8 protein-coding genes are annotated in these 9,202 nt (G+C 59.4%); 4 read left to right on the top strand and 4 right to left on the bottom strand.

Going from position 1 to position 9,202, the window contains the following annotated elements; genetic code table 11:
• From CWM53_RS31810 to CWM53_RS03520, 3 genes are all read left to right on the top strand, one after another.
• The coding region (locus CWM53_RS31810) for a transketolase-like TK C-terminal-containing protein (protein WP_004206626.1) at positions 1 to 173 on the top strand (173 nt) is incomplete at its 5' end.
• Between the two features lie 237 nt (positions 174 to 410).
• Positions 411 to 2,039 carry a long-chain fatty acid--CoA ligase gene (locus tag CWM53_RS03525; protein WP_074386316.1) on the top strand — a complete coding sequence of 543 codons (1,629 nt, stop codon included), beginning with the start codon at positions 411 to 413 and terminating at the stop codon, positions 2,037 to 2,039.
• Complete coding sequence (locus CWM53_RS03520) at positions 2,036 to 3,760, top strand: aldehyde dehydrogenase family protein (protein ID WP_100750719.1); 1,725 nt, start codon at positions 2,036 to 2,038, stop codon at positions 3,758 to 3,760. The genes CWM53_RS03525 and CWM53_RS03520 overlap by 4 nt, the downstream gene beginning before the upstream one ends.
• A 45-nt stretch (positions 3,761 to 3,805) precedes the next feature.
• Here the strand turns inward: CWM53_RS03520 and potD are convergent, their stop codons facing one another.
• Genes potD through potA form a run of 4 tightly spaced genes read right to left on the bottom strand, consistent with a single transcriptional unit; the run spans position 3,806 to position 7,608 of the window.
• Entirely contained in the window at positions 3,806 to 4,852 is a 1,047-nt protein-coding gene (potD, locus tag CWM53_RS03515; RefSeq protein WP_100729959.1) for a spermidine/putrescine ABC transporter substrate-binding protein PotD, read from the bottom strand.
• Complete coding sequence (potC, locus tag CWM53_RS03510) at positions 4,849 to 5,634, bottom strand: spermidine/putrescine ABC transporter permease PotC (protein WP_100729958.1); 786 nt, start codon at positions 5,632 to 5,634, stop codon at positions 4,849 to 4,851. Before potC ends, potD begins: the two co-directional genes overlap by 4 nt.
• Complete coding sequence (gene potB, locus CWM53_RS03505) at positions 5,631 to 6,488, bottom strand: spermidine/putrescine ABC transporter permease PotB (RefSeq protein WP_100729957.1); 858 nt, start codon at positions 6,486 to 6,488, stop codon at positions 5,631 to 5,633. The genes potC and potB overlap by 4 nt, the downstream gene beginning before the upstream one ends.
• Positions 6,472 to 7,608: a spermidine/putrescine ABC transporter ATP-binding protein PotA gene (potA, locus tag CWM53_RS03500; RefSeq protein WP_008806021.1), complete on the bottom strand. Its 1,137-nt coding sequence runs from the start codon at positions 7,606 to 7,608 to the stop codon at positions 6,472 to 6,474. The genes potB and potA overlap by 17 nt, the downstream gene beginning before the upstream one ends.
• A 257-nt stretch (positions 7,609 to 7,865) precedes the next feature.
• Between potA and pepT the strand changes: the two genes are divergently transcribed.
• Entirely contained in the window at positions 7,866 to 9,098 is a 1,233-nt protein-coding gene (gene pepT, locus CWM53_RS03495) for a peptidase T (RefSeq protein WP_074386311.1), read from the top strand.
• Positions 9,099 to 9,202 lie beyond the last annotated feature (104 nt).

Raw genomic sequence — 9,202 nt, 5'->3', positions numbered from 1 at the left:
CCCGCGTTGCGGTAGAAGCCGGTATCGCTGACTACTGGTTCAAATACGTTGGCCTGAACGGCGCGATCGTTGGCATGACCACCTTCGGTGAGTCTGCGCCGGCTGAGCAGCTGTTCGAAGAGTTCGGTTTCACCGTCGACAACGTGGTTGCTAAAGCCAAAGCGCTGCTGTAAATCCCCGCCGCTATCGCCCGGCCCGCTGCCGGGCGATACCCGCCCTGAGCAATGACCTGCCTGTTATGATTTCGTCTTTTTCCTCCTGAATCATTTCTCACTCTATTTTGTGCGTGACCGCTGATTTCTGTACGTTTTTTTGTGCAGACCGGCAAATGTAGACCAGATTCAATAGGCGCCCGCACGATCGCGCCGCGACCCTGTTCCCTGCCGGAAGTCTGTAAAGGAGACCCCGTAATGCCGTCACCGATGATTTATCAGGATCTCACCACCGCCGCGCTGCTCGGCCATGCGGCGCAATATCACAGCGAGACCGAGATTGTCTCGGTGAGTACTGGCGGTGAGCAGGAGCGCAGCAGCTGGGGGGAGGTGGCCAGCCGCGCTCAGCGGCTGGCGTCGGCGCTGGCGTCGCTGGGGCTGCCGCCAGGCGCCCGCTGCGCTACCCTGGCATGGAACAATCGCCGCCACCTGGAGATCTATTTTGCCGTCGCCTCCGGCGGCTGGGTGACACACACTGTCAACCCGCGGCTGTCGGTTGACCATCTGCGGTATATCCTCAACGACGCTGCCGACGAAGTGCTGTTTTTTGACCAGACCTTTCTGCCACTGGTGGCGCAGCTGCTGCCGCAGCTGCCGACGGTGAAACACATCGTGCTGATGGAACCCCGCAGCGAAGCGGCGCTCAGCCAGCTGCCCTCATTGCTGTTTTTTGACGATCTGTTGCAGCAGGGGACAGTAGACTATCGCTGGCCGACACTCAATGAACTGACCCCAGCTTCGCTCTGCTACACGTCGGGGACCACCGGCCGGCCGAAGGGGGTGTTGAATACCCATCGTTCGCTGGTCCTGCATGCCCTGAGCGGCAACCAGCCGGACGCCGCCGGCATATCGGCGAAGGACAGCCTGTTGCCGGTGGTGCCGATGTTCCATGTCAACGCGTGGGGGACGCCGTTTATCGCTGCCATGGTCGGCGCGCGACTGGTACTGCCGGGGCCGCAGCTCGATGGCGACAGCCTGCTGCAACTGCTGGCCGCCGAGAAGGTAACGGTGGGGTTTGGTGTGCCGGTGATCTGGGCCGGCTTGCTGGCGGCGATGCGCCGGACAGACGTCCGATTGCCTGAATTTAAACGTGCGCTGGTCGGCGGCTCCGCGCTGCCACCGTCGATGGCCGAGGCCTTTCAGCGTGATTACGGCATTGCACTGACCCACGCCTGGGGAATGACCGAAACATCGCCCATCGGCACCATCAACACGCCGTTGAGCAAACATGACGTGCTCCCGGCACAGGAGCAGCAAAAGCAGCGCGCCGGTCAGGGGCGGCCCATTTTCGGCATCGAACTGCAGGTAGTAGACGTGGATGGCGAACCGTTGCCCCGGGATGGTCAAAGTCAGGGGTATCTGCAGGTCAGAGGGCACTGGGTGGTGGAGCAGTACTATGGTCAGGACGCGAGCGCCCTGACCGCGGCAGGCTGGTTTGATACCGGCGATATCGGTACGCTCGACGCCAATGGTTATCTGGTGATCTGCGATCGGGCAAAGGATATTATCAAGTCCGGTGGCGAGTGGATCTCCACCGTTGAGCTGGAGAATATCGCCATCGCGCATCCGGCGGTGCGCAGCGCGGCGGCCATCGCCGCCCGTCATCCGCGCTGGGACGAGCGGCCGGTGCTGCTGTGCGTTCGCGCGGAAGGGGGCGAAGTGGAAGAGACCGATCTGCTGACCTGGTTTGAGAAGCGGGTGCCAAAGTGGCAGATCCCGGACCGGGTGATATTTGTCGACGCGCTACCGGTCAGCGCCACGGGTAAGGTGCTCAAAAATCAACTGCGCCAGGCCTATGGAGAGATTTTAATGAGTGAGGGAAAATGAGCCATGCGCGACCCGGTCTGACGACCTGCTCTCAGTATGATGCTGCCCTGCACGCCTTGTCGGCGGCACGACAGCGTTGGGCGGAAACCTCGGTGAACCGTCGTCTGGCGCTGTTGCGTCAGATCAAGGATGCCCTGGCCGGTATTGCCCCGGCGTGGGTGGCCGCGGCGGCGGCGGCCAAAGGGCTGCCGGCGGGCGATCCGCTGGCGGGGGAGGAGTGGCTGGCGGGCCCCTGCGCGCTAATGGTCGGCTGCAACGGGCTTATCGCCACCCTGGAGCAACTGGAAGAGAAGACCTTTCTGCGGCGGATCCCGCTGCGGACGCTGGCGGATGGCCGCCTGGCGCTGCGGGTGGTGCCCGGCACGCTCTGGGATCGGCTGCTGCTCTCCGGCATTCGCGCTGAGATATGGATGCAGCCAGGCGTCACCCGGGCCCATCTCGACCGCTATGCGGCGCGGGCATACGACATCCCGCCGGCCGCGCGGCAGGGCAAGCTGGCGCTGGTGCTTGGCGCCGGCAATGTGGCCTCGATTGCGCCACTGGATGTGCTACATAAGTTGTTTATTGAAAATCAGGTCTGCCTGCTGAAGCTCAACCCGGTGAATGATTATCTGCACGATCTGCTGGCCCAGGCCCTGGCGCCGCTGATTGCCATGGATGCGCTCCGCATCGTCACCGGCGACGCCCAGGCGGGAGCGTGGCTGACCACCCATCCCGCTGTCGATGAGATCCATATCACCGGCTCCCGCGAGACCCATGACGTCATCGTCTGGGGCGACGGTGAAGCGGCTCGCCAGCGTCGGGCCGCCAGGACGCCGCTGAACCCGCGTCGGGTGACTTCGGAGCTGGGCGGCGTCAGCCCTACCATTATCGTACCCGGGCCGTGGAGCGAGGCGGATATCGCGTTTCAGGCGCAGCAGCTGGCGACGCAGAAGATGAACAACGGCGGGTTTAACTGCGTGGCCAGCCAGGTGCTGATCCTGCAGCAGGGCTGGGAGCCAGCGACGGGCTTGCTGAATCAGCTGTACCGACTGATCGCCACGAATACCCGCCCGGACTACTACCCCGGCGCTGAAAAACGGCTGACCGACTTTCGCCTGCACGCCCGTCAGCCGCTGGAGATAGCGCGCGGCGACGCGATGCCGTTGATTGTGGCGAACACCGAGGATGACCCGGCGTTCTGTCAGCAGGAGGTCTTTGGCCCGGGGCTGTCGGTCACTCGTCTTGAGGCCGACAGTGCGGAAAGCTTTCTGCGCCAGGCGGTCGGCTATGCGAATCAGCGGCTGCAGGGCACGCTGGGGGCCAATATTGTGATCCACCCGCGCACCCGCAAAGCGATTGGACGTAAGCGTTTTAACGCGTTAATCGCTGAGCTGCGCTACGGCACGGTGGCGATCAACTGCTGGAGCGGGGTGGCCTTCCTGTTAGCCCCCTGCCCGTGGGGTGCGTTTCCCGGCCACACGCTCGACGATATTCAGAGCGGGCAGGGCAAGGTGCATAACAGCTTTATGCTGGAGAAAACCGAGCGCACGGTGATTGAGGCGCCGTTTCGGCCGTTTCCGCGCAGTCTATGGCATGGCGAACTGACGCTGATGCCCCTGCCGCCCTGGTTTATTACCCACCGGGGGCAGGAAGCGGTGGCGCAGAAGCTGGTGGATTTTTATCATCGGCCGCGCTGGCGCAAGCTGCCGGCGATCCTCTGGCGCGCGCTGAGGGGCTAAGGTGAGAGCAAAAAAAAGGCGGAACCGTTGTTCCGCCCTGCGGGATTAGCGGCCCGCTTTCAGCTTCTGGTAATACTCTTCATAAATGGCGCTGGCGCTGCCGACGTCATTCTGCCATTCGCCTTTCTCGATGGTCGCGGCGTCCGGATAGAGCGATTTATCGTTGGCCACTGCCGGGCTGAGCATTTTGCGCGCCGCCAGGTTTGGCGTGGGGTAGCCGATGGTTTCCGCGACCTGTTTGGCCACATCCGGGCGCAGCAGGAAGTTAATCAGCTTCAGCGCGCCGTCGACGTTTTTAGCATTCGCCGGGATCGACAGGCTATCCATCCAGAAGATGCCACCTTCTTTCGGCCAGATCACTTCCAGCGGGGTACCGGCCTGGCGGGCGACGTAAGCCGAGCCGTTCCATACCATCCCGAGGTTCACTTCGCCTTCCATATACGGGTTCGCCGGGTTATCGGAGTTAAACGCTGCGACGTTGGGCATCAGCTTTTTCAGCTCGTTATAGGCGGCTTCAATCTCTTTCGGGTCGGTGGTGTTGCCGGAATAACCCAGCTTACGCAGCGCCATCTGGAACACTTCGCGCGCGTCGTCGGTCAGCAGCAGGCTGCTTTTGTATTCCGGTTTCCACAGGTCGGCCCAGCTGGTGATGGTTTTCGGGTCAATCGCATCGCTGTTGACGCCGATAGCCGTCGCCCCCCAGATATAGGGAATGGAGTAGTCGTTATTCGGATCGAACGGTTTGTTCAGCATCTGCGGATCGAGGTTGCTGAAGTTAGTCAGCTTGCTCTTGTCGATCTTCTGCAGCATGCTTTCTTTGCGCATCTTGTCGACGAAGTAGGTCGACGGGACGACCAGGTCGTACGCGCCGTCTTTATAGGTCTTGAGCTTGGCGTACATGGTTTCGTTCGACTCATAGGTCGAATAGATAACCTTGATGCCGGTCTCTTTGGTGAACTGCTCCAGCAGGCCCGGCGGTACGTATTCGGTCCAGTTATAGAAATAGAGCGTTTTGCTATCGTCCGCGTGCGCGGCGCCCATGCCGATTGCCAGAGCGCCGACTGCGAGCAGGTGGCGTGACCATTTTTTCATCTTAACGTCCCCTGAGTTTTATCACGTGCAATTAACTGACTGGCGATGACCATCACCAGCGACAGAACCAACAGAATCGTGGCCAGGGCGTTCACCTCAGGCGAAACGCCAACCTTGACCATTGAATAGATCTTCAGCGGCAGGATTTCATACCCTGGACCGGTCACGAACGAAGAGACCACCACGTCATCCATCGACAGGGTGAAGCTCAGCAGCCATCCGGCAGCCACCGCTGGCATCGCCAGTGGCAGGATGATTTTGCGCAGGATGGTCATCTCACTGGCACCGAGATCTTTCGCTGCCTCCAGCATCCGCACATCAAAGCCCTTCAGCCGGGAGAACACGGTGACCACCACAAACGGCAGGCAGAAGGTGATATGCGAAAACAGCAGCGACCAGAAACCAAGCTGAATACCAATCAGCATAAACAGCACCAGCAGGGAGATGGCCATGACAATATCGGGCGACATCATCACCACAAACAGCATGCCGCTGACGAACGGCTTGCCGCGAAAGCGGTAGCGGTACAGCGCCACGGCGGTCAGCGAGCCGATAAGGGTGGCGAAGGTCGCCGACAGCACCGCCATGGTCAGGGAGTGCTGGGCGGCCTGCAGCAGGCTGTCGTTGTTCATCAGCAGGCTATACCAGTCGGTGGTGAACCCCTGCCAGTTGATACCGAAGCGCGACCGGTTAAACGAGTTAACGATCAGAATAATAATAGGGATGTAGAGATACGCGTAGATGGCGGTCATAAAGCCGCCGCGCAGCAGTCGACCAATCATTCCAGCTCCACCTTTTTATTCAGCAGGCGCGCCGCGCGCCAGTAAATCAACAGCATCAGGCCCATCACCAGGGTTAAGGTAATGCTGGTAGCCGCGCCGAACGGCCAGTCGCGAATATTCAGGAACTGACTCTTGATCACGTTGCCGATCAGCAGGTTCTTGGCGCCGCCCATCAGGTCGGAAACGTAGAACAGCCCCATCGCCGGCAGCATCACCAGCAGACAGCCGGCGATGATCCCCGGCATAGTCAGCGGGATGATGATGCGGATAAAGGTCTGCAGCTTACTGGCGCCGAGATCTTTCGCCGCTTCCAGCAGCGGGCGATCCAGTTTCTCAATGCTGGAGTAGAGCGGCATCACCATAAACGGCAGCAGGATATACACCAGGCCGATAATCACCGCCGAGGGGGTGAACATAATGCGTATCGGCGTGTCGATCACCCCTAACCACAGCAGGAACTCGTTCAGATAGCCTTTGGTACTGAGGAAAATCTTCAGCCCGTAAATACGGATCAACGAATTGGTCCAGAAGGGGACGATCAGCAGAAACAGCAGCAGGGGGCGCACCTTCTGCGGCAGCCGGGCAAGGAACCACGCAAACGGGTAGCCCAGCGCCAGGCAGGCGAGGGTCGCCAGCAGCGCCATGTTCAGCGAATGCAGCAGCACGTCGTAGTAGAGCGGATCCAGCAGCCGCGAGTAGTTGTCCAGCGTGAAGACCAGCTTGACGAAGTTGGCGTCGTCGCGGGTCAGAAAGCTGGTGGTGATGATCATCAGGTTGGGCAGAAAGACAAACAGCACCAGCCAACCGACGATGGTGGCGATCACCACATTCTGGAATTTACTGGAGTTCTTCATCGGCCAGCACCACCTCCCAGCTCTCCACCCAATTGATAGACATTTTCTGGTCAAGAGAGTGGTCGAAATCCGGGTCGTCTTCGTTAAAGAACTCGCTGACCATCACCATTTTGCCGTTTTCCAGCTCCACCACCGACTCAAGGGTCATCCCCTTATAGTTACGCTCGCGCACATAGCCGATCAGGCCGTCGGCGTCGCTGTTGTGGTGGATCTCATCGACGCGCAGATCTTCCGGGCGCAGCAGGACGTGCAGACGCTGGCCGGCCTCCACGGCAAAATTGACGGTGATATTGCACTCCCGTCCTTCGACACTGGCGCGCACGCGCTGCTCGTCGAGGCGCTCGATTACGGTGGCGTCGAAGATATTGATCTCGCCGATAAAGCTGGCGACGAACAGGTTTTTCGGCTCTTCGTAGATCTCTCTCGGGGTGCCGTCCTGTTCGATTTTGCCATCGCGCATGACCACGATGCGATCGGACATGGTCAGGGCCTCTTCCTGATCGTGGGTCACGAAGACGAAGGTGATCCCGAGCTTACGCTGCAGCGCTTTCAGTTCGTTCTGCATCTGCTTGCGCAACTTGTAATCCAGCGCCGAAAGGGATTCATCGAGCAGCAGCAGGCGCGGTTTGTTAACCACCGCGCGGGCGATGGCCACGCGCTGCTGCTGGCCGCCGGAGAGCTGGTGCGGTTTGCGCTGGGCAAAGTCTTCCAGCTGTACCATCTTTAAGGCATCCAGAACCCGCGGGGTGATTTCCGCCGCCGGGGTTTTCTGCATCCGCAGGCCAAAGGCGACGTTCTCGAATACCGTCATATGCGGAAACAGGGCGTAGCTTTGAAAGACGGTATTGACGTGGCGGTTTTCCGCCGGGACATGGGTGATATCGTGATCTTCGAGATGGATCCGTCCGCTGTCGACGTTTTCCAGGCCGGCGATAAGGCGCAGAACGGTGGTTTTACCGCAGCCAGAGGGGCCAAGCAGGGTGAGAAACTCACCATTGTTGATGGTCAGGTTAAGGTTATCGATGACCGTTTTACCATCAAAGCTCTTGCGAATTCCCGCCAGTTGCACCAGCGGCGAACGCGAACGCGGTTGTATATTCAATTTTTGACTCTGTCCCATGTAGACGCAACGGAAACTTCCGACCGCTGCGGGGTTTGTGATTAACCACCTTTGGGGTTGCACGTTTTTAATAAGGGCCAGCATTCTACGGCAAACGAGGGTAATCGCCAATCCTTGATACGCCTGCATAGTCTACCTTTACACCATAACGTCGGTTCCGTTATTAAATTTCGCTTTACGGGCTAAGAATGACCTGACGCAATATTTGTCTTTTCTGGCTTATGAATAATGTTGTCACAAAAGAAGAGGGTGGCTACATGGATAAATTGCTTGAGCGTTTTTTGCAGTACGTTTCTTTGGACACGCAGTCGAAGCCTGGCGTTCGTCAGGTCCCCAGCACGGAAGGGCAGTGGAAGCTGTTACGCCTGTTGCAGGCGCAGCTGGAAGAAATGGGACTGGTCAAGGTAACGCTGAGTGAAAAAGGGACGGTAATGGGAACCCTGCCCGCCAACGTGGAGGGCGATATCCCGGCCATCGGCTTTATCTCTCACGTCGATACTTCCCCGGATTTCAGCGGTAAAAATGTGAATCCGCAGATTGTCGAAAACTATCGCGGCGGCGATATCGCGCTGGGCATCGGCGATGAGGTGCTCTCCCCGGTGATGTTCCCGGTTCTGCATCAGCTTTTGGGACAGACGCTGATCACCACCGACGGGAAAACGCTGCTGGGGGCGGACGACAAGGCCGGCATCGCCGAGATCATGACCGCGCTGGCGACCCTGCAGGCGAAAAACATCCCTCATGGCGATATCCGCGTGGCCTTCACCCCGGATGAAGAGGTCGGAAAAGGGGCGAAGCATTTCGATGTCGAGGCCTTTGACGCCCGCTGGGCCTATACCGTCGACGGCGGTGGCGTGGGGGAACTGGAGTTTGAAAACTTCAACGCCGCCTCGGTGACCATTAAGATTGTCGGCAATAACGTGCATCCTGGCACCGCAAAAGGGGTGATGGTCAATGCGCTGTCGCTGGCCGCGCGCATTCATGCCGAAGTGCCAGCCGACGAGGCGCCAGAGACCACCGAAGGTTATGAAGGCTTTTATCACCTCACCAGCATCAAAGGCAGCGTGGATCGGGCCGAGATGCACTACATCATCCGCGATTTTGACCGCAAGCACTTTGAGGCGCGTAAACGCAAGATGATGGAGATCGCCAAAAAGGTCGGCAAGGGGCTGCACCCGGACTGCTATATCGAGCTGGTAATCGAGGACAGTTATTACAACATGCATGAGCAGGTGATCGCCCATCCACATGTGGTCGATATTGCCCGCCAGGCGATGGTGGACTGCGATATTGAACCGCAAATGAAGCCGATCCGCGGCGGCACCGACGGCGCGCAGCTCTCGTTTATGGGTCTGCCGTGCCCGAACCTGTTTACCGGCGGCTACAACTATCATGGCAAACATGAGTTTGTCACCCTGGAAGGGATGGAGAAGGCGGTGCAGGTGATCGTGCGTATCGCCGAGCTGACGGCGGCACGAAAAGGGAAATAGCCTTCGCAACCAGCCCGGTCATTCTGCGTGTCGCACAAGATGCCGGATGGCGGCTTCGCCTTATCCGGCCTACGTAACCCGTGCTGTTTGTAGGCCCGGCAAGC

The sequence above is a fragment of the Klebsiella sp. A-Nf5 genome (assembly GCF_002810545.1).
In the GTDB taxonomy this organism is placed as follows: Bacteria; Pseudomonadota; Gammaproteobacteria; order Enterobacterales; family Enterobacteriaceae; genus Klebsiella; species Klebsiella variicola.
The sequence above is the reverse complement of the archived record's forward strand: the minus strand, read 5'-3'. Positions and strand labels throughout refer to the sequence as shown.